Origin of the sequence: Kitasatospora sp. NBC_00240 (genome assembly GCF_026342405.1) — a bacterium.
In the GTDB taxonomy this organism is placed as follows: Bacteria; Actinomycetota; Actinomycetes; order Streptomycetales; family Streptomycetaceae; genus Kitasatospora.
In genome coordinates, this window is sequence record NZ_JAPEMU010000001.1 from 4,662,556 (window position 1) to 4,687,243 (window position 24,688).

Below are 24,688 nucleotides of genomic sequence, written 5' to 3' on the forward strand. Positions count from 1 at the left end.
AACCTCGGGATCATAGGCAAATGCCCTGGCCAGACCGCTAATGGCCGCTCGTCGCCTGGGTCGGCGCCGAGGATCCGGAGTTACTGGGCGAGGGCAGCACGATCAAGGTGGCCGACGGGGCCGCCGTGGAGTGATCGGGCGCGGGTGACGGCTGGGACGGCGCGCTGGGGCTGGCCGCCGGGCTGCCCACCCCGCCGCCGACCGGGCCGGAGCCGCCCGAGCCGCTCCCCGCCGTGGGCTCGGGCGACAGCCCGCCCCCGGCCGCGGGGCTCGCCGCCGGGCCCGTCCGCTCCGGCTCGTCCGGCGCTGCGCCGGGCACCGCGACCACCCCCGCCGGCGCGGCGCCGGGCAGCACCGGCAGCGGCTCGCCCGGCACCGACGCGGCCGGCGACATCGTCCCGTCCCCCTGCGCCACCGTCGGACGCTCGGTCCGCCCGGGACCGGCGTGGCCCGCGCCCGCGGCGCCGCCGGCCGCGCCGCTCCGGCCGGCCGTACCGGCCGAGCCGACCGGCACCGACCCGCCCTGCTTGTCCGAGCTGGGGCCGACCGACATGCAACCCGTCAGCCCCAGGCCCGCCACCGCCAGCGCGGCCGCCGCCCGCAGCGCGCCCGCCCGCAGCCGCCGGGCCCGGGGGGCCGCCACCCGCGCCGCCGACACCCTGGGCGGACGACCCGGCCGGCCGGCACCCGCCTCCACCGCACGAACCGCCTGGACCGAACGCACCGAACGCACCGAACGCACCGCAGTCACCGAGCTCCCTCTCCTGCCGCCCCACCGCGGCCGCCCCGCTGCGCACGGCCGTTTCCGGTGCCCAACGCGCTCCGGCCGACGGGGACACGGGCGCCCGGCCACGAACGCCGCGCCGGCCATCCGCTCGGCGCAACCCGGCGCGGCCGGCCGGCGCCTCCGGGCGCCCGCCGGCCCCGGGTCAGCCCCAGAGGGCGTGCGCCAGCCCCGTCCCGGCGTACACGGCGGCCAGGCCGGCCGTGATGCTGCCCGCCACGTTCGCCAGCGCGTACAGCCGGACCCCGCCCTCGGCCAGCCGCAACGTCTCGTACGAGAAGGTCGAGTAGGTGGTCAGCGCCCCGCACAGCCCGGTGCCGAGCAGGAGTTGCAGTCGCGAGGACGCCGCACCGGCCGCCACCGCGCCGGTCAGCAGTCCGAGCACCAGGCATCCCGCCACGTTGACCACGAAGGTGCCCCAGGGGAACACCGAGTCGTGCCGCGACTGGACCGACCGGTCGGTCAAGTACCGCAGCGGCGCGCCGACCATCGCACCCGCCACCACCAGCAGCCAGTTCATCCGCGCTCCCCCTCGGCCCCGGCCGCCGGGCCCCCGGCGGCCGGCGGCCGCGGGAGGAGCACCTCGCAGCGCTCCAGTGTGACCAGCCCCTCCGGGGACAGCCCGTCCAGCTCCGGCAGGAAGGCCCGTACCCGCTCCTCGGTGTCGACCAGCACCACCGCCACCGGCAGGTCCTCCCCCAACGACAGCAGCCGGGAGGTGTGGATCAGCGACGAGGCCCCGAACCCCTCGACGCCCCGGAACACGCTCGCCCCGGCCAGACCGGCCGCGTGCGCCCGGTGGACGATCTCGCTGTACAGCGGCCGGTGGTGCCAGGTGTCGTTCTCGCCGACGATCACAGTCAGCCGCAGCGCCGCCCCCACCGGCCGGCTCACCGCGCACCCCCACCGGCCGGGCCGGACCGGCGGCGGGCCGGACGGCGGATCAGCCACCGGGTGAGGGCGGCGGCCGCCCCGACCGCGCCGAGCGCGGCCAGCAGCGTCAGCCCCAGGTAGGCCACCGCCGCCCCGGGCCGGCCCTCGTCGAACAGCCGGTGGACGTCCACCGCGTACGTCGAGAAGGTGGTGAACCCGCCCAGCACCCCCGTGCCGAAGAACGGGCGGACCAGCGGATGCACCGGCCGGCCCTCGGTCACCGCCACCAGGAAGACCCCGATCACCGCGCAGCCGGCCACGTTCACCAGCAGCGTCGTCCACGGGAACTGCTCCGCCCCGCCGGTCGGCCACCACAGCCCCGCCCCGTACCGCGCCGACGCCCCCAGCGCGCCGCCCACCGCGACCACGCCCACCGCCGGCCACTGCCCGCGCAGCACCGGCGGGCGGCGCACCGCGCCGCCGCCGTGCCCGCCACCGCTCCCGCTCCCGGCCTCCGGCCGCACGGTCCGCTCCGAACTCATGACCCCATGAAACACCTGGGCCGATGACCTGGCACCGCGTCACCCCAGAGCCGACAATGAACCGTGGAGATGACCCGGGAAGACTTCGAGCTGCTCGTGAGCGACGCCCTCGACCAGATCCCCCCGAAGCTCGCGGCCATGATGGACAACGTCGCCGTCTTCGTCGAGGACGAACCCGACGCGATCGCCCCGGACCTCCTCGGCCTCTACGAGGGCACACCGCTCACCGAACGCGGCGAGTGGTACGCCGGCGTCCTGCCCGACCGGATCATCGTCTACCGCGGCCCGACCCTGCGGCAGTGCGACAGCCGCGAGGACGTGGTCGCCGAGGTCCGCACCACGGTGATCCACGAGGTGGCCCACCACTTCGGCTTCGACGACCACGAGCTGGACGAACTCGGCTGGTCCTGAGCCGCCCCCGGCACCGCCCGGGGCACTCCCCAGGCCGCCCCGAAGCCCCGCGGAACCCGCGCCACGCCTGACCGGACGAAACCGTTTTGGCGATCCGCCCGGCATCCCATATGCTTCTCGACGTCCCCGAACGCTGGAAACTTCAGAACCGGACAGGCCGCAAGCCCTCATCGTCTAGTGGCCCAGGACGCCGCCCTTTCAAGGCGGTAGCACGGGTTCGAATCCCGTTGGGGGCACGTAGTAACGTAGTAAAGTCGGCATCGCAAGAAGCCGAGGCGGATGAGATCCGCACGAGGTCCTGTGGAGCAGTTGGTTAGCTCGCCACCCTGTCAAGGTGGAGGTCGCGGGTTCAAGTCCCGTCAGGATCGCTCGTCTCGCAAGAGATGGTGCAGTACGGCCAGGTAGCTCAGTTGGTACGAGCGTCCGCCTGAAAAGCGGAAGGTCGCCGGTTCGACCCCGGCCCTGGCCACAGCTGCTGAAAGCCCCCGGTGAGTTCACTCACCGGGGGCTTTCTCGTGTCCGGCATGCCAAGCGGTATGCCGACGGCTCGGGGGACCTTCGGCCTACGACAGCGGCCCCGAGGGAGCCGGCCCCGACGGTGGCGACACCGCTTGACCTGGTCACCGCTCAGCCGTGCCCCGCCCCCGCCCCGATGCGGGATGGCCGTTCGCGATCCGGCCTCGCCGGCCTCCCGGATCCACGCAGCACCGCCCCCGCGAACACGGCGCCGCGGTTCGGCAGCGACGCCTTGGGGAGGGCCGTCGTGCTCGCCCAAAGGGTTCCTCGCGGGGGCGCGTCGAACGGAGAGGCGGCGGGATTCCACGGCTCGAAGCGCAGGACGAACCGCAGGCCCGGCAGGCCGCAGCCGCTGCCAGGTCCTGGCACGGGTAGGACGCGGAGCATGGCAACCGGACGGCGACGCACGGCCATGGCTCCGTTCCATGCTCACGGCGCACCTGCGGCAGGCGCGCACGGTCTCACGCCGGATCGAGGAGAGCAGTCGGCCGTGGGTCGAGCTGGACACCCCCGCCGCCCGGCACCGACTGCCCGAACGCACCCTTACCGCGCCGTTCGACGCCGCCACGGGCCTGCGCGTACGCAACTCCACGTATCGCGCCGCACCGAAACGCTCCGGGGAGGGCCGGTCGCCGAGATCACCGCCGGCAAGGACCTCCGACAGCTGAGCGGGACCGGGCTCCTCGAACCGCGGGGTGCCAAATGCGGGCGCCACCACATCGCGGGGCCCGGTCTGACGGCGCAACGAACAGCCGTCGTCGACGCACGCGATCCACGTGACGACACCGACCCCTTCTCATCGTGATCGCAGGCGCGCGACGTCCTTGCCCCGGCCGGGCGGTGGTCGCCCGGAGGTCGGGTCCGCCGCCGCCGTCAGGCCCAGCTGTCCAGGTCCGACGCCAGGGCGCCCGGGTTGCGGCGGTAGTGCTCGACGGCCCGGGCGCGCGCCGGGTCCTGGGCGACCAGGGCGTAGGCCTCGGCCGGGGTGCGGCGGTCGGGGCCGGACAGTTCGCGGGTGATGGCGACGGCGGCGGCCGTCGGGATGTGGGCGGCCGACATCCGCTTCTGCACCGAGCGCATGCTCTTGCGGGCCAGCAGGTCGCGGTAGCGCGCCACCCAGGGCTCCAGCCACCAGCTGCCGAGCCCCCGCCCGTCGGCGTCCGCCACCGCCCGGAAGGTCGGGGTGAGGGCGGCCGCCAGGCGGGCCACCTGGTCGGCGGCGCTGCCCGCGAGGTGCGGGTACTCCGTCTCGAAGTGCGTCCACTCGACCTGAGCCGCCAGCGCGGTGACGGTCTCCGGCCGCACGGGGCGCAGCGCCTCCTCGGGATCGCCGTCGAGGAAGGTGTCCCGCAGGACGTCGTACCGCAGCTCGCAGTGCTCGGCGAGCAGTACCGCGTCGTGGAGGTCCTTGCCCTGCGGGTGCATGTCGCAGACCAGCCACATGAGCTTCCAGGCCAGCGAGAGTTCGGCGGTCACCCCGTTCAGCAGGGCTTCACCGGGGCCGCCGGAGAGCCTCGGCAGCAGGACCGGCTCCGGCTCGACGGGCAGCCGCTCGTTGAAGACGAAGTCGAGCTGGACCACGCCCCCGGGGAGCCCCTCGGCCGTCCAGGGCAGGACCAGCCGGCGGCCGGGCACCCGCTCGTAGGTCCAGATGTCCTCGCCGACGGCGGCCGAGGCGTCGAAGCGCACCGTGCCGCCCTCGCGCTCGCCGGCCCGCTGGGCCGCTCGGGCGAGGCCGTCCAGCATCACGGTGGTGCGGCCCTCCTCGATCCGCCAGGACTGCGGGGCCACCACGAAGTCGAGGTCGCCGGGCTCGCGCGCGGCCTCCCCGAACCAGGTCCTGAGCAGCACGCTGCCGCGCAGGACGAGGTGGTCGACCCACTCGGAGCCCGCGATCGCCGTCAGCACCAGGTCCATCGCCAGCCGCCGGGCCGCGACCCAGCGGGCCTCCACGGCCTGGTCGGCGAACCGCGGGTCGGCCGCGCGGTAGGCGTTCGAGTACTGCTTCAGGGCCGGGTCGAAGACCGGACGCTGCACCACCCCGTCGCCCGGGACCGGACGGAGCGTGCGGGGGAGGTCGAGGCGAGTGCGCTGATCCTCCTCCAGCGGCTCCCGGGGCACCTCGGTGCTGCGCCGGTCGAACGAACCCCAGCTGCCGGTCATGCCTGCTCCTCCCCTCGGCCGACGACCGGCAGGTCCTCGACCGTACCGGGCTCGATCCAGCCGTCGTCGACCGTGACGTCACTGTCGTGCACCACGAACTCCCGCTCCACCGCCACGATCTCGAAGCCCGCGCCGGACACCGCGTCGACCAGCCGGGCCAGCCGCCGGCCGGCCGTCTCCAGGCCGACGCCGTGACAGCGCTGGGTGACGAAGCGCTCCTGCCGGCCGGCCCGGTCGGTGCGCCGGGCGTTCCAGGAGACGTGGGCGGTGTGCCCGCCGGACACCGCGGCGAGGTCCTCGCGGCCGGCGCCCGGGCCCAGCCGCACCTTGAGGTGGTGCTCGAAGTGGAAGGCGGGGCCGAGCCGTGCGGCTTCGGCGTCGGAGGCCGGCACCCCACCGGCCCACGGGGCCGCCTCGATCTTCACCCGGATCGGCTCGAAGCCCGCGTCCCGCAAGTCCTCGGCCGTGGCCCTGGCGGTCTCCCGCTGCTCGCGGAGGGTGCCCGGGCCGCCCAGGGTGAGCATCGGCTGGGAGGTGGTCCGCCCGCGGGCCAGGACGATGTGGGTGAGCTTCAGACCCCGGTCCGCCGCCCACCGGTCGAGCCGGTCCAGCTCGCGGCCCTCGCAGCGGACGGTGACGTGGATCTCGAACTCGCCGGTGAAGAGCGCGTCCGTACGGTCGACGGCGTCATGGCGGGCGCCGGGCGGGGCGGTGGCGGCCGGGCGCCCGGCGGTGGGGGTGGACAGCGGCATGGCTGGATGATCCCAGGGGCTCCCGGCCGGCGGAAACAGGATTCGGCGCCGCCGGCGCCCGGGCCACGCTGCCGGGACCGGCACCGAGGTCAGCGGCGCCCCGCCAGGACGTACCGGGCGTCCGGCCGCAGGACGGGGCGGGGGCGGGGCCGCAGCGCGGCGTGCAGGGTGGGGGCGAGGATCCGGCGGACGTCGGCGGAGGTCAGCCGGGCCAGGGTGGGGAGCGGGTTGAGGTAGCGGGTGAAGATCAGGCCGCCGATCACGGTGACGGCGGCGGTGGCCCGGTCGGTGGCGTCGGGGCCGCCGAGATATTCAGCGATCCGGGCCAGCACCTCCTGGTCCAGGTACTCCCGGAAGACCCGCATCACGTCCTCGTTCTGGACCGCGAGCCGGTTGAACTCGGTGTCGTCCCAGAGATCGGTGACGGCCCGCAGGAGGCGGTCCGGCAGGCCGTCCGGGTCGCCCGCCAGGGCCGGGGCCAGGGCCAGCGACTGCGCGCACTGGACCTGCGTGACCACGCCGAACAGGCCCTGCTTGGAGCCGAAGTGGTAGCTGATCAGCGCCGAGTCGACGCCGGCCTCGGCGGCGATGGCGCGGACGGTGGTGCCGCGGTAGCCGTGGCGCAGGAAGAGGCCGCGGGCGGCCTCGGTGATCAGGTCCTTGGTGGGCGGATTGCCGCGCGGGCGGCCTCGTAATTTATTCATCACGGTGGAATATCGCGCCGCCGGGCGGCAGTGTCAAGGCGTTCACAGGCCCCGGAACGTCCGGGGCGGGAGAGGGGAACCCCATGCGTATCGTCGTGCTCGGCGCCACCGGTCCGACCGGCCGCGAGCTCACCGAACAGGCCCTGGCCGCCGGCCACCGGGTCACCGCGGTGGCCCGCCGGGCCGCGGCGCTGGCGCCCCGGGCCGGGCTCACCATCGTCGCCGCGGACGTCACCGCCCCGGGCGCGCTCGACGCGGCGGTCGAGGGCAGCGACGCCGTGGTCTCCGCACTGGGGGTGCCGCCGAGCCGGCGGCCGGTCGACGTCTACTCGGCCGGGGTCCGCAACGCCGCCGCGGCGATGGCCCGGCACGGGGTGAAGCGGCTGGTGGCGGTCGGCTCCAGCGTCACCGACCCGGCCTGGCGCCCGAGCGGCGCCTTCTTCTTCAACAACGTGCTGGACCCGTACGTGAACCGGGTGATCGCCCGGACCGCGCACGAGGACATGCGCCGGATGGAGGCGGTACTGGCGGCCGGCGAGCTGGACTGGACGGTCGCCCGCCCGTCCGGTCTCTTCGACCACCCGGTGGTGACGGACTTCCAGGTGGCCGAGAACAGCGGCGACGGGGTGTTCACCGCCCGGGCCGACCTCGCCGCGGCCATGCTGCGGGAGCTGGCCGAGGGCCGGTTCGTCCGGAAGGCGATGGGCGTGGTCACCACGGACGTCCGGCCGAGCATCCCCCGGCTGATCTGGCGCGAGGCCACCCGGAAGAAGTAGCGGCGGATCCGGCCCCGGAGAATTCGCTCCACCCCGCGGCAACCTTTCCCGCGGCGGCGGCAACTGAGGACCGGACAGGGCCCCTCACCGTTAGGAACACCTCACGTGTCTGCTCCCTCGCACCGCCGCTCCCCCGCCGCCCGGCGGTTCGCCCTGCTCGGCGCAGCCGTCCTGGCCGCCGCCGGCCTGGGCGCCGTACCGCTGGTCATGAGCGCCCAGGCGGCCGTCGCCGACCTCGGGCACGCGGCACTGCCCGCCAAGGACGGCTGGGCCGCCGCCGGCTCCGGCACCACCGGCGGCGGCGCCGCCGACGCGGCGCACGTCTTCACCATCACCGACCGGGCCGGGCTGGTGAAGGCGCTGAAGGCCGGCAAGGCCGGCGCGCCGCGGATCATCCAGGTCAAGGGCGTCATCGACGCCAACACCGACGACTCCGGCAAGGCCCTGGACTGCGCGGACTACGCCTCCGGCACCGGGTACTCGCTCGCCGGCTACCTGAAGGCGTACGACCCGGCGACCTGGGGCCGCTCCAAGCTGCCGTCCGGCGCGCAGGAGGACGCCAGGGCGGCCGCCCAGGGCAGGCAGGCGGCCCGGGTGGTGCTGTCGGTACCGTCCCGCACCACCATCGTGGGGGTGCCCGGGACGGGCGCGACGATCACCGGCGGCAGCCTCCAGGTGAAGGGCGCGGACAACGTCATCATCCGCAACCTCTCCTTCACCGACACCCGGGACTGCTTCCCGCAGTGGGACCCCACCGACGGCTCCTCGGGCAACTGGAACTCGGCGTACGACTCGGTGACCCTGCGCGGCGCCACCCATGTGTGGGCCGACCACAACACCTTCGGCGACGGACCGCACTACGACCGGTCGAACCCGGCCTACTTCGGGCGCGAGTACCAGGTGCACGACGGCGCACTCGACGTCACCAAGGCCTCGGACCTGGTGACGGTGGAGTACAACCGGTTCACCAACCACGACAAGACCATGCTCATCGGCAGCAGCGACAACGACACCAAGCTGCGGGTCACCCTGCACCACAACGTCTTCCAGGGCATCGTCCAGCGGGCACCGCTGGCCCGGGTGGGGCAGATCCACCTGTACAACAACTACTACGAGACCGCTCCGCTGAACGGCTACACCGCCAGCTACAGCATCAACTCCCGGGCCGGCGCGCAGGTCGTGGCGCAGGGCAATTACTGGGCCCTGTCGGCGGACCGGAAGGTCTCGCAGTTGCTCAGCGGCGACGGTACCGGCGCGGTCGCGGGCAGCGGGAACCTGGTCGACGGGAAGGTCACCGACCTGGTGGCCGCGTACAACGCCGCCAACTCGAAGAAGATCAAGGCGACGGTGAACTGGACCCCGACGCTGACCGCCGGCTACCGCGCCGACGCCGCCGGCCTGCCCGGGGAGCTGGCCAAGGCGGCGGGCGCGGGCGTGCTCACCGCCGCCGGCACCGTCGCGCCCCGCCAGGCGACCGGGACCGTCACCGGCTGACGGCCGGGCCGCGGAGGTCCGGCGGGGGCGGCCCGCCCGCCCCCGCCGCCCCCGCGTACCGATTGGTAGGCTGCCGCCCCGCTCCCGGCGGGAAGGGGCGCATCACACGGAGAGGTCACCTACGGCATGGCCGTCGACGACGCATCCGCGGAGTTCCACGACTTCTTCGAGCGTCACTACGCCGAACTCGCCCGGCTCGCCCACCTGCTGACCGGTGAGGCGGACGCCGCCGACGACCTCGCGGCGGACGCGCTGGTGGCCCTGTGGCACCGCTGGGACCGGGTGCGGCGGGCCGGGAGTCCGGTCGCGTACGCCCGGGGCGTGGTCGCGAACATGGCCCGCGCCCGGATCCGCAGCGCCGTCCGCGAGCGCCGCCGGGTCACGCTGTTCTGGGACCGGCGTGCCGAGCACGCGGACGGGCCGGACGTCGCGGCCGTGGTGGACGTCCGGGAGGCGCTGGGCCGGCTGCCGTTCCGCAAGCGGACCTGCGTGGTGCTGCGGCACGCCTTCGACCTCTCGGAGAAGGACACCGCGCTGGCCCTGGGCATATCGGTCGGTACGGTGAAGAGCCAGACCTCCAAGGGCCTGGCCGAGTTGGAGCGGATGCTCGGCGGGCGCACCGCCGACGTACTGGCGGGGAGGAGGAACTGATGGACGAGGACCTGCGCGCGCGGCTGCGCGAGGCGGCGGCCGCGCACCGGCCCGACCGGGCCCGGATGCTCGCCCGGGTGGAGCGCGGCACCGCCCGCGAGGCCCGGCCCGACCGGGCCCCGGCACGGACCGGCGCCGCCTCCTGGCCGCGGGTCTGGATCACCGCCCTCGCCACCGCCGGCGCCCTGGTGGTGGGCGGCTTCGCGGTGGCCTCCGTCGTCCGGGAGCGGACTCCCCGGCCGCCCGGCGTCACCGGCCCGACGGCGCCGAGCCCCTCGCCGTCCCGCTCGCCGTCCCGGTCCGCCGGTCCGCCGGCCCCCACGACGCCGGCCGAACCGGCCCCGGCCCGCTCCGCGACGGCTTCGCCCGCCACCGCAACCGGGGCCGCGTCCGCACCGGCCGGACCAACGGCCCCGGCCTCCGCCACGGCCGGACCGACGGCCCCGGCCGGCGGCTCGCACACCGAGGACGGCCCGCTCTGGTCGGACGGCTCGGTAGACCCGGACAGCACCACGACCTGGGCGCAGAGCAACGTCACGCTCAAGGCCCGCAAGCCGCTGACCTCGCTGACGGTGGAGCTCCGGATCGCCCGGACCGCCGGCGTCCAGGACGCCGGGAGCCGGCAGAGCCTGCCCGCCGAGGACTTCACGGTGAGCGTGCGGGTGGAGGGCGACGTCCTCGTCTACCGCTGGACCCTGCGGGCCGGCCGGAGCGTGCCGGTCGGCCAGCACCTCTTCGCCGGACGGTACGACCACGCACCGGGCGGCCGGGACGCCAAGGACGACACCTACCGGGCCGACGCCCGGTCGGCCGACGCGGGTGCCTCGGTGTGGGGCGACTTCGCCCGCACTCACTGAGAGCCGGCCGGGTGAGAGCCGGCCGGGACGGGGACGCACCGCACCGGCCGGGCCGCGTGGGCCCGGCCGACCTGCGGTCAGCCGGTGTACACGCCGCCGGTGTGCACGCCCCCCGCGGGCGTGACCCCGGCGTACGGGACGCCCACCAGCCAGACGCCCGGACGGACCTCCAGGGCCTCCAGCCGGCGGCCGGTGGCCCAGTCCACGACGTGTTCCTGTATCCGGTCGATGCTGCGGCTGCCGAACTGCGACCAGCGCTTGTCGCCGAGCCGCTGGGCCGCCTCGACGAAGTCGCCGAAGCGGTGCAGCGCCTCCTCGGTGCGGCCGCCGAGCAGGCTCACCAGGGCCAGGCCGCGCAGGACGTCGGCCTGGCCGCGGGCGTGCCCGGGACCGTCGGCCGCGAAGAGCTCGGCGGCCTGCGCGTACAGCTTGCCGGCGTGGCCGGCCTCGCCGCTGCTGAGTGCGACGTCGGCCAGTCCGACCAGGCAGCGGGCCTCGCCGGCCCGGTCGCCGGCGGCCGCGAACAGGGCCCGGGCGGACTCGTAGCGGTCGGCCGCCGGGCGGGTCCGGCGCTGCTGCCAGGCCAGGTCGCCGAGCGAGTGCAGCACCGCGGCCCGCTCGGCCGGGCGCTCGGCCAGCCGGGTGGCGTCCAGGGCCAGTTCGTGGGTGGCCGCCCAGTCGCCCCACACCGAGCCGGCCTCGAACCAGCCGGTGAGGACGCCGGCCAGCTCCCAGGTCAGCCGCCACAGCCCGGCGGTGTGCGCCTGGCGGACGGCGTCGACCAGCCCGGCCGCCTCGTCCTGGAACCAGCGGGCCGGGGTGTCCCCGACCACGGCGGCCGGGTCGGACCCGCCGGCCGCACCGGCCGCGGCCGCCCGCGCGGCGGCGGGTCGGGGCTCGGCGGATCGCGAGTCGGCAGAGCTGGTCCCGACCGAGCTGGTCCCGACCGAGCGGGACCCGAGCGAACGGGACCCGAGCGAACGGGACCCGGCGGAGCCGGGCTCACCGGAACGGGCCAGCCGCCCCGGGGCGAGCAGCGCGTCGGCGTACCGGGCGTACCCCAGGTAGGCGGTGCCGAGCCGCTCGGTGGCCGACTCCACCTCGCCCGGCAGCTCGTCCGCGAGGAGTTCCAGCGCCAGCTTCCTGAGCAGCCGGTGGTAGCTGTAGCGGTACGCCTGGCCCGAGGCGGCCCGCCGGACCCCGAGCAGCTGGGACTCCACCAGCCGCTCCACCAGTTGCTCGGCCTCGGCCGGCGGCAGGCCCAGCAGCGCTGCGGCGCTCCACAGCGGGAAGTCGGGGACGGGCGCCAGCGACAGCAGCCGGAAGGCACGCTGCTCGGCCGGGCCGACCTCGCGGTAGCCGGCCAGCAGGCTGGCCCGGACGTCGAGGTCGCCCGCCACGAAGCGGCTCAGGCCCGCGCTCTCGTCCGCCAGCCGGGCCGCCCAGGCGGCGGCCGTCCAGTGCGGCCGGGCGGCCAGACCGGTACCGGCCACCCGCACGGCGAGCGGCAGGTGGCCGCAGAGCCGGGCGATCTCCTGGGCGGCGGCCGGGTCGTCGGCCAACCGGGGCCCGACGATCGACGCCAGCAGCTTCTGCGCCTCGTTGGGGCGCAGCACGTCCAAAGTGAGGTGGCGGGCCCCGTCCAGGCCGGCCAGCGTGCGCCGGCTGGTGACCACGGTGAAGGTGTCCGGCAGGGCCGCCAGCAGCGGCCTGACCTGCTCCTCCGAGGAGGCGTCGTCCAGGATGACCAGCAGCCTGCGGCCCTGGACGGCGCGGTGCAGCCGCTCGGCCAGCTCCTCCCGGTCGCCGGCCGGGGCGGCGACCGCCTCCTCCCCGCCGGCGGGCGGCGGCTGGTCGGCGGGGGCCCCCTCGCTGCCCGGGCCGATCCGGCGCAGCAGGCCGGCCATCGCCTGGCCGGCGTCCAGCGCCATGTCGCGGGGGCCGCGCAGGTGCAGCAGCACCTGACCGGCGGGGAACCGGTCGGCGTTGCGCCGGGCCAGCTCCACCGCCAGGGCGCTCTTGCCGACGCCGGCCCGGCCGCTGACCACCAGGACGGGCTGCGGCGCGGGGCCGGCCGCCTCGGGGAGCAGCTTGCCGGCGACCGTGAGGACGTCCTCGCGGCCGGTGAAGTCGGCGGTGGCGGGCGGCAGCCAGAGCGCCGGGGCCGGTTCCTGGCCGGCCTGGGCCACGGGCTCCTGCCAGGCCAGGGTCGGGTCGGAGCGCAGGATCCGGTCGTGCAGCTTGCGCAGGCCCGCGCCGGGCTCCACGCCGAGCTCCTCCACCAGTGAGCGCCGGGCCCGGCCGAAGGCGCGCAGCGCGTCGGACTGCCGGTCGGCCCGGAACAGCGCCACCATCAGGTGGGCGTGCAGGGTCTCCCGGTAGGGGTGCCGGCTGACCAGTTCCATCAGCTCGCCGGTGAGTTCGTGGTGCCGGCCGAGGCGCAGGTCGGCGGCGATCCGCTGCTCCAGCGTGACGGTGCGCAGCTCCTCCAGGCGGACGCCGGTGGTGGCGAGCACCGGGCCGTGCGGGACGCCGGACAGGGCCACGCCCGTCCACAGGTCCAGGCTCTCGCGGAGCAGGCCGGAGGCGGCGGCGAAGTTGCCGCGCTCGTACGCCTCCTTGCCGCTGCGGCGCAGGAACTCGAAGCGGCTGAGGTCCAGTTCGTCCTCGCCGACGTGCAGCCGGTAGCCCGGCGGCACGGTGTGCAGGCGCCGACCGGCGGCGAACGCGTCGTCGGGTCCGTCGGCGTCGGCCAGCGCCTTGCGGAGCTGGGAGACGTAGACCTGGAGGGTGGTGGCGGCGGTCCTGGGCGGGTCGATGTCCCAGAGCTCGTCGATCAGGCTCTCGGTGGACACCACCTCGTTCGCCCGGACCAGCAGCGCCGCGAGCAGCACCCGGACCTTGGCGGCGGTCGGGGTGCGGGGGGTCATGCTGACCGGCCCCAGGATCCGGAACCTCATCTCGTTCTCCCGCGGGGCGTGACGGCCGGGGTGGCCGTGACTGTGGTGGCGGCCGTGACTGTGATCGCGGCCGGGCCGGCCGGCGGCGCCGGGGTGAACCGGTGCCGCCGGCCGGCGGCGTACGGGGTCGGGCGGGTGCGCAGCGGCGACCGGCTCATCAGCAGTCCTGGAGGACGGTCGTCTCGACCGAGCCGACCTGGCGGGAACCCTGGAAGAGGACCAGCGTCACCGGCAGCGCGGGCCGGCCGTCGGCGGCCCGTCCCAGCGGCCCGGCCAGCGCCCGGCACCAGAGCGGCAGGTCGGGCTCGGCGAAGCCCTGGAAGCGCGCGCTCCAGCGGCTCAGCACGCAGCCGGCCACGGTGAAGCCGTGCAGCTCACCGGCCAGCAGGAAGGCCGTCTGCCGGGAGGCTTCGAGCAGCACCACGGCCGGCACGTGGTCGCCCGCCGCCTCGGCGAAGACCGGGTTGGCCGGGTCGGCGAGCACCTGGACCAGCAGTTCGCCCGCCCGGTTCTGGGCCGGCGTGCCGAGGACGAGGTTCAGCGGGTCGGTACGGCCCACCGCCCTGGGCTCCGGCCGCAGCGGCCAGGGCTCGGCGCCCTCGACCTCGACGGGTCTGGAGCGGCTGGCGGCACGGCCCCGCTCCCGGTGGTTCTGGTAGACCTTCGGCATCAGGAAGACCAGCCGGGCCCGGGCGGTGCCGCAGCGCACGCCCTCGAAGCTGAGCGCGCTCTCGCACTCCAGGCCGCGCGGCACGCCGTTGACCACGTCGGCCGGGCGCAGCGTGATGTCCATGGTCAGGTGGGCCGGCCCGGCGGTGCGGCGCCAGGGCTCCAGCTCGGTGAGCTCGACCTCGGTGGAGGCGAACACCGCGGGCCGCTCCTGCGGCACCCGGAAGTACCGGTGGGCGACGAACAGCGCGGTGCGCCGCAACGCCTCGGCCGGCGAGTGCAGGTCGTGGAACGCGTCGGCCCCGTCGTTGAACAGCGGGTGCCGTTCGGGCAGCACGGCGGAGACCGCGAACTCCTGGGTCACCGGCGCGGCGGTGCCGAGCACCACCCCCTCCGGGGTGTTCGGGCGGTGCACCAGGTGGTGGACGAAGCCGGGGGACGCCGGCGCGGCCGGGGTGAACCTCGGGGGCGCGGCCGCCGGGGCCGCCACGACCATCGGGGCGAGCGCCGGTGCGCCGGTCACCAGGGCGGAGATCGAAGGGGCGATCGAGGCGGACATCGCCGCGGACGTGGGCCGGGGCCCCGCCTCCGACCTGGGGCGTACGGCCTGGGCGAGGGTGAGACCGGGTACTTGCTCTGGCACGGAGAACTCCGCTCGTCGGCGTTCTGGGCAGTCTCTGGCAGCGATGCGGTCCTTCCCTGAGCCTGCGGCCGGGGCGTCCCCGCGCCGGTGGCCCGGCGGGCCCGGTCGACGGGTCCGTCCGGCCCTCGCGGAGAGGGTCGGACGGCGGGTCCGTGGTGACGGCTCCGGCGGCGGCTCCTCCTGGCGGGTGAGGTCGGCTGCCTGACGCCTCCCCCGTCCTGGCCCAGGCTAGGAACCCGGCCCGCGCCACCGTTAGGACCGGCGGTACTCGGATCCGCGGAGCGGGCGGTACCGGCGGTACCCGCCCTCCGCACGGGCCGCCGGACGGCTCGCGCCCACGAGCGAGCGGTCGGCCGGATGTACGGGGGAGTGTGGTCCGGCCACCACCCCGGCGCCGCCCCGGACGGCCCGCGGGGAGTCCCGCCGGGCCGATGGTTGCCTTGCCAGCACCGGGCGGCCCCGAGTGTGTGACGGCCGCACCTGTGCGCCGGCCCGGCTCCCGGCGATGGTGGACCGACCACCCTTCGGGCTCCCGCGGCCCGCCGGGTGGGCTCCACCCACCGGTGCGCGAACACCGCGGCGGAGCACCGCGAGCCGACCGGAGAACAGGGGATCCGATGAGCACAGGTCTGGCACCCGGCAGCCTTCCGCTGCTCGACGGGGACCTCGACGAGACGGTGGGCACGCTGTGCGCCGCCGTGCTCGCCTCCATGCAGCGCAGCGACCAACGGACCAAGGGCGAGCGCTACGTCCGCGGCCTGCTGATGACCGAGGGCCGCAAGTCGATGCGCAACATCGCCCTGCACCTGGGCGCCGACGCGGCCGGGCAGAGCATGCACCACTTCATCAGCTGCTCGACCTGGGACTGGCGGCCCGTCCGGGCGGCCCTCGCCCGGCATCTGGAGACGGTGCTCGGACCACAGGCCTGGGTGCTGCGCCCGATGACCGTGCCCAAGGCCGGCGAGCACACCGTGGGGGTCGAGCGCCGGCTCGACCCGGACTCCGGCCGGGTCGTCAACAGCCAGCGGGCGTACGGCCTCTGGGCGGTCTCGGCGCGCGGGAGCAGCCCGGTGAACTGGGGTCTGCACCTGCCGGCCGGGTGGCTGGCCGACCGGGCCAGGCGCAGCCGGGCGAAGATTCCCGAGCGCTGGGGGGAGAGCAGCCCCGGCGAGTGCGCCGGCCGGGCCGTGGTGGAGGCCGCCCGGGGCTGGGGGCTGCCCAGGCGCCCGGTGGTGCTGGCCTTGGAGGGCCCGGAGTCGGCGGCGGCCGTCGCCGCCTGCCAGGCCGCCGGGATCCCCTTCCTGGCCCGGATCGACGAGTCCCTGCTGCTGCCGGCCGGCCCGTCCGGCGGCGTGGGCCGGCGCGAGGCCCGCGCCCAGCAGCTGCTCAGCACGGCCTCGGCCGGTACCGCGCGGGTCCCCGTCCAGTGGTGGGACCCGGTCCGGGACCGGCCCCGGAGCAGCCTGGCGGTGACGGTACGGCTGGACGAGCGGGCCGAGCGGGCGGGCCAGCGTCCCGGCGGGGCGCCCGCGGGCCGGCCGGGCGCCGCCGGGGCGGCCCGGCCACTGCCGGCCCGGCCGGGCGGTACGGACCCGGGTGCGGCCGTCCGGGCCGGCGGACGGGGCGCGCTGACGCTGCTGGGCGAGTGGAGCGACGGCCTGCCCTGGCCGGCGGAGTACTGGCTGACCGATCTGAACGGCCCGCCCGCCGCGCTGCTGCGGCTGGCGAAGCTGGCCCGCCGGGTCGAGCGGGACTTCGAGGACGTCGGGGAGCCGGTCGGGCTGCGGGAGTTCGAGGGGCGGTCCTTCGAGGGGTGGCACCGGCACGCCACGCTGGCCTCGGTCGCGCACGCGGTCAGGATCCTGACGGCCGGCGGCGCGCCCGCGCTGGTGCGGGCGTCCTGAGCGGGCGGCACGAGCGGAGGCAGCTCGAACAGCGGCGGCCCGAGCGGGGACAGCCGGCGCCGCGAGCAGGAACGGTCGGCCCGGGCGGGCGGACGGGAGGGGAGCCGTGGTGCTGCGAGCGGGGTCGGCCCCGGGTCAGTCGGCCGACGGCTGGAGCGCGTCCCGGGTGCGCTGCAGCCGCAGGGCGAGCTGGATCTCCAGGGCCTGGGCGGGCTTCTGCCAGTCCGGGCCGAGCAGTTCGGTGATCCGCTCCAGCCGGCGCGACACCGTGTTGGGGTGCACGTGAAGGGCCTCGGCCGCGTAGGTGGGGCTGGAGCCCGCCGCGAAGTAGGCCTCCAGGGTGCGGACCAGGGTGCTGAGCCGGCGGGTGTCGTAGTCGAGCACCGGGCCGATGGTGTTGTCGATGAAGTTGGTGGCGCTGTGACTGTCGCCCAACAGCACCCCGATGAAGCCGAGTTCGCTGAGCGAGGCGCTGCCGCCGTCGCTCCCGAGCGCGGACAGCGCGCTGAGGCAGCGCTGCGCCTCGTGGTAGATCGGCGCGATCTCCTCGATCCCGGACACCGGGCCGGCCGCGCCCGCGGTGACCTGGTGGCCGAGGATCGGCGACAGTTCGCCGGAGACGGCGCGGGCCGCCGCGCTGGCGTCCACCCCGGGCAGCAGCAGCGCGATGCAGCCGCTGCGGATGCTCTTCAGTCCGCTCATCCGCAGCGCGTAGGACGAGGCCCAGACCACCGCGCGACCCGAGGGGCCGCCCTCCAGCCGGGCCACCACCACCACGTGCGGGCTGCTCAGGTCCAGCCCCAGCCGCCTTGCCCGCTCCCGCAGTTGGGCGACCGGGCGCTGGGGTTCGGCGAGCAGGTCGTCGAAGAACTCGTCGCGCATCAGGCTCTCGGTGGCGGCCGTGGTCCGGTGCATCAGCACCAGCAGGGCCACCGACTTGGCGGTGAGGGCGAGCAGCCGCACCCCGCTCTCGCCGAGCGGGCGTTCCGGGCGGGCCAGCAGGTGGCCGAAGTCCTGGTTGTGGGCGGTCACGGCGGCGACCCAGGTGCCGTCCGGCAGGCAGACCGGCTCCCGGGAGGCGTACGAGTCGAGGGCCGCCCCGACGACGGCGCTCTCGTCCACCCCCGGGATCTCCCCGTTGAAGGCGAGGATCCGGCCGCCGCCGTCGCGGACGGCCACCGGGCCGCCGAGCGCCTCGGCGGCCATCGCGGTGAGCGCCTGCAGGTCGCCGCCGTCGAGCAGCAGGTCGACCATCCGGGAGTGGCTGTCGTGGGCCCGGCGCAGCGCGCCGAGTTCGCCCTTCGCCCGGGAGGAGTACTGCTCCAGGCTGATGATCTCGGCCAGCGCCTGGCCGGTGAGCTGGGTGCGTTCGATGGCGACCGCGGCGAGGTCGGCCAGCGAGGTCATCAGGGCGACCTCGGCCGGCGTGAAGTGCCGGATGCCGCGGTCCGCGGCGTAGAGGACGCCGAAGGCGGAGTCCCCGTACCGCAGCGGGACGGCCAGGATGGCGCGCAGGCCCTCGGCCCGGACCACCTCGTCGATCGGCCCGACGTGCCGGATGCGGTCGTCGGCGAGATAGTCGGGGGTCCAGAAGGGCGCGCCGCCGGATCTGACGTCGCCGCCGAGGCCGGCCGCCCCGGGCACCCGGAATCCCACCGTGAGCGCGGTCGCATGACCGTCGGCGGCACGGATGTAGGAGTCCTCGGAATCCGAATCATGGAAACTGATGTACGCCATGTCGAGATTGAGCAGAAGGCGGGCTCTTCGCGAGATTACCTTCAGAAGGGCGTCCAGCTCGAACGGCGAGGAGAGATCCCGGGCGGTATCGACAAGCGCCGAAAGCTCGGCCTCGCGCTGGCCCTGTCTACCGAGAAGTGCGTGAATTCTCAGCGTCAGGTACTTGACCTGGGTCAGCTTTTCGACCGAGTCGGGGGACAGTCCTTCGCGCCTTGCCTCATGCAGCAGATCGTCAAAGGCGCTGGGTGGTGACTCCGCGGCAAGGAGCTGAAGAGCCGCGAGCGCGCCCGCCTCGACAGAGTCGATACGCAAGTCCCCCCGGACCCTTCTCTGAGATCTTGGTACCGCCGTCCGTAGAGTCGGACTGTATGGGTCTCGCCACTCCGCGTCAAGCACCGGAACGCCCGCCAATTCCCCTGCGGGTCCGGCCGTATGACGTTTGCGCCAGCATTCGGCAACGCCCGGGCAACGGGAACCCGACGGCCGGCAATGCCTTCCACAATCCGGAATGGAAACGGACCGGCGATGTCCGGGCCGTTACGGGAGCGTTTAGCGCCGAGGTGGGCGACCCGCTCTGATGACAGGGTGTGATCCGGTCACCACCCGATTGAGGGGTTGTGTGACGGCATCACCTTCTCCCACCCGTGCCGGGTTGTGAACACTTGGCGCTCACCGAGGGAGGCCGGCCAGGCCGATCATCGAGACCGGGGGAGTCCACATGCCCGAGATCCAGAGCTACCTGAGATCCCTTCGCCGCAGCCACGAGGCCCGGACCCGGGCGGACCGGCCGTCCAGGTTCACCCTGCGCGGCCGTGAGTGGGACCTGCTCGACGACGTTTTCGCACCGATCTACTCGCCCAGCACCGGCGTGGCCCTGGACTTCCTGGGCTGGTCGGAGCCGGTCGAGGTACCGCGCTCCGGGTCGTTCCTGGAGGTCGGCTGCGGCACCGGGGTGATCGCGGTGACCGCCGCCCTCGCCGGCTGCGACCGGGTGGTCGCCACCGACATCAACCCGCAGGCCGCGGCGAACGCCCGGCTCAACGCCAGCCGGCACGGGGTGGCGGAGCGGTTCCGCGCCGTCCAGGGCGACCTGTTCGACGCCGTTCCCGCCGAAGAGCGCTTCGACCTGGTCTTCTGGAGCTCCAACTACGTCCTGGCGCCCAGCGGTTACCAGTACCGCAGCATGCACGAGCGGGCCTACGTCGACACCGGCTACGCCGCGCACCGCAGGTTCCTCGACCAGGTCACCGGTTGGCTGACCCCCGGCGGCGCCGCGCTGCTGCACTTCAGCTCGCGCGGGGACCTCGCGGAGCTGGGCCGGGCCGCCGAGGAGACCGGCCGCGACCTGCGGGAACTGCGCCGGGTCGTGGTCCAGGAGGGCCAGGACGCGGTCGACCACATGCTGCTGCAGGTCATCGCCGCCTGAGGCCGCGCCCGGCTCCGAGCGCCGTCCGGTCCGGCCGGCGGCCGCGCCCGCCGGACCGGTGGGCGGCATGCCCCGACACTGCCCACCGGCTGCGACGCGATGCCCCAACTCCCCTTCCCCGCCAAGTCTGTGAGGCTGCGGTGCGCATTCTTCTGGTCGACAACTACGACTCCTTCACCTACAACCTGTTCCACTACCTGGCCGAGGCCGGCGCCGAACCGGTGGTCGTCCGCAACGACGAACCCGGCTGGGCCGAGGGGCCGTTAGCGGCCAGGCTGGCCGGATTCGACGGTGTGGTGCTGTCCCCCGGGCCCGGTACGCCGGCCCGCGCGGCCGACTTCGGCATCTGCCGCCGGCTCGTCCGGGAGTGCGAACTGCCGATCCTGGGAATCTGCCTCGGACACCAGGGAATCGGCTGGGAGTTCGGCGCCACCGTCGGCCGGGCCCCGGAGCCGCGGCACGGCCGGACCTCCGCCGTCCGGCACGACGGCACCGGCCTCTTCGCCGGCCTGCCGTCCCCGCTGGAGGTGGTGCGCTACCACTCGCTCGCCGTCACCGACCTCCCCGAGGAGATCGAGGCCACCGCGTGGAGCACGGACGGTGTGCTGATGGGCCTGCGCCACCGCGACCGCCCGCTCTGGGGCGTGCAGTTCCACCCCGAGTCGGTCTCCACCAGCCACGGCCACCAGTTGCTGGCGAACTTCCTCCGGCTGGCGGCCGAGCACCGCCCGCCCCGGCCGGCGGGCGGCCCGGCCCCGGCTCCCGCCGCCGGCACCGCCGGCGGGAATACCGCGGGTGTGGCGGCGGCACCGTCCGGGCCCGTCCGCCGCCTGCGGGTGTTGGCCGAGGCCCTGCCGACCCGCTGGGAGGACGAGCTGGTCTTCGACCACCTGTTCCGCGGCGGCAACCACGCGTTCTGGCTCGACAGCAGTGCCCGGGACACCGCCCGCGGCCGCTTCTCGATCCTCGGCGACGCCTGCGGCCCGCTCGCCCGGGTGGCCAGGGCCGACGCCTGGAGGGACACCGTCACCGTCGAACAGGGTGGCCTCGCCACCACCACGGCCGGCGAGTTCCTGCCCTGGCTCGACCAGGACCTGCGCTCCTGCCGGACCGAACTTCCGGAACTCCCCTTCGACTTCGCGCTCGGCTGGGTCGGCTACCTCGGCTACGAGCTGAAGTCGCAGACCGGCGGTGACCGGGTGCACCGCGCCGAGGAGGACGACGCCGTCCTGGTCTTCGCCGACCGGGCCGTCGTCCTCGACCACGCGACCGGGACCAGCCACCTGCTCGCCCTGGTCGAGGACGGCGACGGCGGCGCCTCCGAGGCGGCGGCCCGGCAGTGGCTGGCGGACGCCGCCAGGCAGCTGGACACCCTGGCCGGCCGCACCGCCGAGGACCCGCCGGTCGGCCGCGAGCCGCAGCTCGACGGGCTGCGGCTGCGGCACGACCGGGAGACGTACCTGGACCTGATCGGCGCCTGCCAGCAGGAGATCGCCGCCGGCGAGACGTACGAGGTCTGCCTCACCAACCAGCTGACCGCGAGCGGGACCTTCGACACCTGGCAGGCCTACCGCCGGCTCCGCCGGGCCAGCCCCGCGCCGTTCGCCGCCCTGCTCCAGTTCGGCCGGACGACCGTGCTCAGCACCTCGCCCGAGCGGTTCCTGCGGATCGACCGGGACGGCGTCGCCGAGTCCCGTCCGATCAAGGGGACCAGGCCGCGCGGCGCGACGCCGGCCGAGGACGAGGCGCTGCGCCTGGAGCTCGCCGCCAGCGAGAAGGACCGCTCGGAGAACCTGATGATCGTCGACCTGGTCCGCAACGACCTGGGCCGCTGCGCCGAGGTCGGTTCGGTGGAGGCCCAGGAGATCTTCCAGGTGGAGACCTTCGCCCGGGCCCACCAGCTGGTCAGCACCGTGCGCGCAAAGCTGCGCGGCGACGCCAGCGCCGTCGACTGCGTACGGGCGGCGTTCCCCGGCGGCTCGATGACCGGCGCCCCCAAACGGCGGACGATGCAGCTGATCGACCGGCTGGAGGCCGGCCCCCGCGGTGTCTACTCCGGCGCGGTCGGCTACTTCTCGCTCTCCGGCGCGGCCGACCTGAGCATCGTGATCCGCACCCTGGTGGCCGGTCCGGAGCAGGGCCGGGTGCGGTACGGCGTCGGCGGGGCGGTGGTGGCCCTCTCGGACCCCGAGGAGGAGTTCGAGGAGACCGCGGTCAAGGCGGCCCCCCTGTTGGGACTCTGCGCCGACGGGTTCCCCGGACGCGTACCGGCCCGGCCCGCCCTCGCCGCCCGGCCCGCCGGGCCCGTCCGTTAGAACGGCGCACCGGCCGCGGACCTGGCCGATCCGGGCCTGCCCGAGTCCGGCCCGGCCGGCCCCGGCGGACGGCAGCAGCAGGTCGGCCGCGGGGCCGGGGACCGTCCGGGCCACCGGGACGGCCCCGGCCCCCGCGCCCACCGGCCTCACCCCTGCGCGGGCCGCAGCCCGGCGGTGGTCGCCGCCAGCAGCCGCGACCAGGCCCGGGCGAAGTCCGCGGGGTACCTGGTGCCCAGCTCGTCGGTCACCTCGGCCAGCGGCACCCCGGCCGCCACCAGGCCCTCCAGGTCGCGCTGGGCGCTGACGAACCGGCCGGACAGCATGTCCCCGAAGAGCGGCACCTCCTCCTCCAGCCCCGCCAGCAGCTCCGCCGGGAGGACGTGCACGACGCCCTCCGCCAGCAGCGCGCCGAGGTAGCGGCCGCCCGAGCCGGCGCCGGCCTGCGGCTCCGGCGGGGTGCCGCAGGCCAGCCAGGCGAGCCGGTGCGGGCGGGCGCCGGCGGCCGCCAGCGAACGCCAGCGGGCGCGGTCCAGGTGCTCCTCCCGCAGCCGGTAGACCACCCTGGCCAGGGCCGGGCCGATCCGGCCGCGCAGCGCGGCGGAGGTGGCGCCGGGCAGTTCGGCCAGCCGGGCGTCGACCTCGGCGTCCACCTTCCGGACGGCGAAGGAGGTCAGCGCGGCGATCCGGTCCAGCCGCCGGCCGGCCGCCCGGGCCCGCTCCAGCCCCTCGTCGAAGGCGTCCAGCACCCGGCGGTAGCTCTCGACGGTGAGCAGCGGTGCGACGTCCACCCCGATCCCGTCGGCCAGGCAGCCGACGATGGCGGCCAGGCCGGCCTCCGTCGCCGGGATCCGCACCAGCAGATTCGGCCGGTCCACCAGCCACCACAGGGTGCGCGCCTCGGCCAGCAGCGCCGCCGGGTCGGCCGGGGACCACACCGGCAGGTCGACCGAGACGTACCCGTCCTGGCCGCCGCTCTCCTCGTACACCCGGCCGAGCAGGTCGCAGGCCTCCCGGGCGCGGTGCGCGGACAACCGCCGGACGGCGCCCTGCGGGCTGACCTCAAGACTCGCCAGATCCCGCAGGAGCGCCCGCTGGGAGGGGGAGTCCACACTGTCCGCCAGTGCCTCGGGCCCGAGCACCAGGCCGGTGACCCAGCCCCCGGCGACCAGCTCCTCGGCGGTCCGGGGGGCCGGCGCCCGGCCGGTACCGCCCGGGGCGGCGCCGTCCGGCCGCGCGGCCGCCGGCCGGACCGACCCGTCCAGCCAGACGGAGGCCCCCTCGGCGGCCAGCTGCTTCCAGGTGGCACCCCTCATCCCGGCTCTCCCCTGCTGCGTGTCGGTGGTCACCCGCCGAACGTACCTGACGGATTCTCAATATCGTTACGCGGCACGCGAGATGCCTAAGGCCTCACCGTCTGCGGCGAATCGCCGGGCGCGCACCGGGTGCGCGGCCCGGGCAGCCGTGCCGACACGGACAGTCTGCGCGGGCCCCGAGGCGGGCGCAATGATCGTCCTCGTACTTTGTCACCTCCCGGATCGCCGCTGGCCTGGCTGCTCTCCCGCACTTGCGAAACAAGCCCGGCCCGCGTTGACCGGCCGCTCGCCCGGTCCTGACAATCGGCATGTCATCAGGGGGGATCGGGTCGTACCACCGGTCACGGGGAAGGATGGTGAGAGGCATGGAGGAGAACGGGGGCACGTCGGTGCCTTGGAACCGGCAGGAATGGACGGCGCGCCCACGGGCTCTCGTCGTCGACCACTGGCCGCTGGCGCGCACCGCGCTCTCGGCGCTGCTGCGGGATTCGGGCGCGGTCGGCACGGTGACCACGGCGAAGAGCGCCGAGGCCGCCTGGCTGGACCACCGCGACACCCGCGCCGACATCGTGATCACCGACTGCGACCTGCGCAAGCCGCGGGACGGCCTGCGGCTCGGCCGCCACCTCAAGGACTCCCGGCGGCCGCCGCTGGTGCTCGTCTACTCCGAGCACAACGACCCGGACATCGTCTTCGAATGCCTGGAGGGCGCGGCTGACAGCTTCGTCCACCGCTCCGTCGAACCGGAGACGCTGGTCGAGGCGGTGCGCCGGCTCGCGGCCGGCCGGCCGACCTGGATCACCTCCGACCAGAGCGCCCTGGACGGCCTCGGCCCCTCCACCCAGCCGGCCTGGCCGGCCGGGGACGCGCAACCGGGCCGGGACATGCTGACGGAGTGCATGACCGTCCGCGAGCGCGAGGTGCTGGAGCTCCTGCTCCGCCGCTACTCCAACGACGAGATCGCCACCCACCTGCACCTGGCCCGGCAGACCGTGAAGAACTACGTGAGCACCGTCATGCAGAAGCTGGAGGTCTCCTCCCGGCGCGAGCTGCACGGCTGGGCCCGCCGGACCGACCCGTGGCCGCGGATGAGCCAGGTCGGTGCGCGCTGAACCGCGCCGCACGGACGGGCCCGGTCCAGGTGGACCGGGCCCGTCCTCGTCGTTCGGGCCGTCCGGCCGGCCGTTCAGGAGGCCGC

Annotated in this window: 22 protein-coding genes and 3 tRNA genes; 14 read left to right on the forward strand and 11 right to left on the reverse strand. The window is 75.4% G+C overall.

The window, feature by feature from the left end:
• Positions 1 to 37: 37 nt before the first annotated feature.
• From OG689_RS19725 to crcB (OG689_RS19740), 4 genes are all read right to left on the reverse strand, one after another.
• Positions 38 to 643, reverse strand: coding sequence for a hypothetical protein (locus OG689_RS19725; protein WP_266322097.1), 606 nt, complete (start codon positions 641 to 643; stop codon positions 38 to 40).
• Between the two features lie 286 nt (positions 644 to 929).
• A complete protein-coding gene (crcB, locus tag OG689_RS19730; RefSeq protein ID WP_266322099.1) occupies positions 930 to 1,304 on the reverse strand; it encodes a fluoride efflux transporter CrcB in 375 nt (124 codons plus the stop codon).
• Positions 1,301 to 1,678, reverse strand: a complete 378-nt coding sequence (locus OG689_RS19735; protein ID WP_266322100.1) for a DUF190 domain-containing protein — start codon at positions 1,676 to 1,678, stop codon at positions 1,301 to 1,303. Before OG689_RS19735 ends, crcB (OG689_RS19730) begins: the two co-directional genes overlap by 4 nt.
• Positions 1,675 to 2,199, reverse strand: a complete 525-nt coding sequence (gene crcB / locus OG689_RS19740) for a fluoride efflux transporter CrcB (protein ID WP_266322102.1) — start codon at positions 2,197 to 2,199, stop codon at positions 1,675 to 1,677. The genes OG689_RS19735 and crcB (OG689_RS19740) overlap by 4 nt, the downstream gene beginning before the upstream one ends.
• 69 nt (positions 2,200 to 2,268) lie before the next feature.
• Here crcB (OG689_RS19740) and OG689_RS19745 point away from each other — a divergent pair, with 69 nt between their 5' ends.
• From OG689_RS19745 to OG689_RS19765, 5 genes are all read left to right on the forward strand, one after another.
• On the forward strand, positions 2,269 to 2,610 hold the full coding sequence (locus OG689_RS19745; RefSeq protein WP_266322104.1) for a metallopeptidase family protein: 342 nt from the start codon (positions 2,269 to 2,271) through the stop codon (positions 2,608 to 2,610).
• Between the two features lie 163 nt (positions 2,611 to 2,773).
• Positions 2,774 to 2,846 (forward strand) — tRNA-Glu (locus OG689_RS19750).
• A gap of 58 nt (positions 2,847 to 2,904) precedes the next feature.
• Positions 2,905 to 2,978 (forward strand) — tRNA-Asp (locus OG689_RS19755).
• Between the two features lie 27 nt (positions 2,979 to 3,005).
• A tRNA-Phe gene (locus OG689_RS19760) sits at positions 3,006 to 3,079 on the forward strand.
• 472 nt (positions 3,080 to 3,551) lie between these two features.
• Entirely contained in the window at positions 3,552 to 3,794 is a 243-nt protein-coding gene (locus OG689_RS19765) for a hypothetical protein (RefSeq protein ID WP_266322106.1), read from the forward strand.
• A 205-nt stretch (positions 3,795 to 3,999) separates the two neighbouring features.
• On the opposite strand, the gene OG689_RS19770 is transcribed toward OG689_RS19765, so the two are convergent.
• The 3 genes from OG689_RS19770 to OG689_RS19780 form a co-directional block, all read right to left on the reverse strand.
• On the reverse strand, positions 4,000 to 5,289 hold the full coding sequence (locus OG689_RS19770; protein ID WP_266322108.1) for a nucleotidyl transferase AbiEii/AbiGii toxin family protein: 1,290 nt from the start codon (positions 5,287 to 5,289) through the stop codon (positions 4,000 to 4,002).
• Positions 5,286 to 6,041 carry a hypothetical protein gene (locus OG689_RS19775; protein ID WP_266322110.1) on the reverse strand — a complete coding sequence of 252 codons (756 nt, stop codon included), beginning with the start codon at positions 6,039 to 6,041 and terminating at the stop codon, positions 5,286 to 5,288. Before OG689_RS19775 ends, OG689_RS19770 begins: the two co-directional genes overlap by 4 nt.
• 89 nt (positions 6,042 to 6,130) lie before the next feature.
• Positions 6,131 to 6,745, reverse strand: coding sequence for a TetR family transcriptional regulator (locus OG689_RS19780; RefSeq protein WP_266322112.1), 615 nt, complete (start codon positions 6,743 to 6,745; stop codon positions 6,131 to 6,133).
• An 83-nt stretch (positions 6,746 to 6,828) separates the two neighbouring features.
• Between OG689_RS19780 and OG689_RS19785 the strand changes: the two genes are divergently transcribed.
• The 4 genes from OG689_RS19785 (at position 6,829) to OG689_RS19800 (ending at position 10,523) form a co-directional block, all read left to right on the forward strand.
• Positions 6,829 to 7,521: an NAD(P)H-binding protein gene (locus OG689_RS19785; RefSeq protein WP_266322113.1), complete on the forward strand. Its 693-nt coding sequence runs from the start codon at positions 6,829 to 6,831 to the stop codon at positions 7,519 to 7,521.
• A 105-nt stretch (positions 7,522 to 7,626) separates the two neighbouring features.
• Positions 7,627 to 9,015 carry a polysaccharide lyase family 1 protein gene (locus OG689_RS19790; protein WP_266322114.1) on the forward strand — a complete coding sequence of 463 codons (1,389 nt, stop codon included), beginning with the start codon at positions 7,627 to 7,629 and terminating at the stop codon, positions 9,013 to 9,015.
• A 126-nt stretch (positions 9,016 to 9,141) separates the two neighbouring features.
• Positions 9,142 to 9,666, forward strand: coding sequence for a SigE family RNA polymerase sigma factor (locus OG689_RS19795; RefSeq protein ID WP_266322115.1), 525 nt, complete (start codon positions 9,142 to 9,144; stop codon positions 9,664 to 9,666).
• Positions 9,666 to 10,523, forward strand: a complete 858-nt coding sequence (locus OG689_RS19800; protein ID WP_266322116.1) for a hypothetical protein — start codon at positions 9,666 to 9,668, stop codon at positions 10,521 to 10,523. Before OG689_RS19795 ends, OG689_RS19800 begins: the two co-directional genes overlap by 1 nt.
• A gap of 77 nt (positions 10,524 to 10,600) precedes the next feature.
• Here OG689_RS19800 and OG689_RS19805 read toward each other — a convergent pair whose 3' ends face one another.
• A complete protein-coding gene (locus OG689_RS19805; protein ID WP_266322118.1) occupies positions 10,601 to 13,483 on the reverse strand; it encodes an AfsR/SARP family transcriptional regulator in 2,883 nt (960 codons plus the stop codon).
• Positions 13,484 to 13,640: 157 nt separating this feature from the next.
• Positions 13,641 to 14,795 carry an AfsA-related hotdog domain-containing protein gene (locus OG689_RS19810; RefSeq protein ID WP_266322120.1) on the reverse strand — a complete coding sequence of 385 codons (1,155 nt, stop codon included), beginning with the start codon at positions 14,793 to 14,795 and terminating at the stop codon, positions 13,641 to 13,643.
• 617 nt (positions 14,796 to 15,412) lie between these two features.
• On the opposite strand from OG689_RS19810, the gene OG689_RS19815 reads away from it, so the two are divergent.
• Positions 15,413 to 16,699 carry a transposase gene (locus OG689_RS19815; RefSeq protein ID WP_266322122.1) on the forward strand — a complete coding sequence of 429 codons (1,287 nt, stop codon included), beginning with the start codon at positions 15,413 to 15,415 and terminating at the stop codon, positions 16,697 to 16,699.
• Positions 16,700 to 16,834: 135 nt separating this feature from the next.
• Here the strand turns inward: OG689_RS19815 and OG689_RS19820 are convergent, their stop codons facing one another.
• Positions 16,835 to 18,436, reverse strand: a complete 1,602-nt coding sequence (locus tag OG689_RS19820; RefSeq protein ID WP_266322124.1) for a helix-turn-helix domain-containing protein — start codon at positions 18,434 to 18,436, stop codon at positions 16,835 to 16,837.
• Here OG689_RS19820 and OG689_RS19825 point away from each other — a divergent pair.
• The 3 genes from OG689_RS19825 (at position 18,416) to pabB (ending at position 22,177) form a co-directional block, all read left to right on the forward strand.
• Positions 18,416 to 18,688 carry a hypothetical protein gene (locus OG689_RS19825; protein WP_266322125.1) on the forward strand — a complete coding sequence of 91 codons (273 nt, stop codon included), beginning with the start codon at positions 18,416 to 18,418 and terminating at the stop codon, positions 18,686 to 18,688. The two genes, OG689_RS19820 and OG689_RS19825, sit on opposite strands and share 21 nt — an antisense overlap.
• A gap of 466 nt (positions 18,689 to 19,154) precedes the next feature.
• Entirely contained in the window at positions 19,155 to 19,862 is a 708-nt protein-coding gene (locus OG689_RS19830; RefSeq protein ID WP_266322127.1) for a class I SAM-dependent methyltransferase, read from the forward strand.
• Positions 19,863 to 20,002: 140 nt separating this feature from the next.
• Positions 20,003 to 22,177: an aminodeoxychorismate synthase component I gene (pabB, locus tag OG689_RS19835; protein ID WP_266322129.1), complete on the forward strand. Its 2,175-nt coding sequence runs from the start codon at positions 20,003 to 20,005 to the stop codon at positions 22,175 to 22,177.
• Between the two features lie 146 nt (positions 22,178 to 22,323).
• Here pabB and OG689_RS19840 read toward each other — a convergent pair whose 3' ends face one another.
• Positions 22,324 to 23,523 carry a transaldolase family protein gene (locus tag OG689_RS19840; protein WP_266322130.1) on the reverse strand — a complete coding sequence of 400 codons (1,200 nt, stop codon included), beginning with the start codon at positions 23,521 to 23,523 and terminating at the stop codon, positions 22,324 to 22,326.
• Between the two features lie 332 nt (positions 23,524 to 23,855).
• On the opposite strand from OG689_RS19840, the gene OG689_RS19845 reads away from it, so the two are divergent.
• A complete protein-coding gene (locus tag OG689_RS19845; protein WP_266322132.1) occupies positions 23,856 to 24,602 on the forward strand; it encodes a response regulator transcription factor in 747 nt (248 codons plus the stop codon).
• Positions 24,603 to 24,688: the final 86 nt, after the last annotated feature.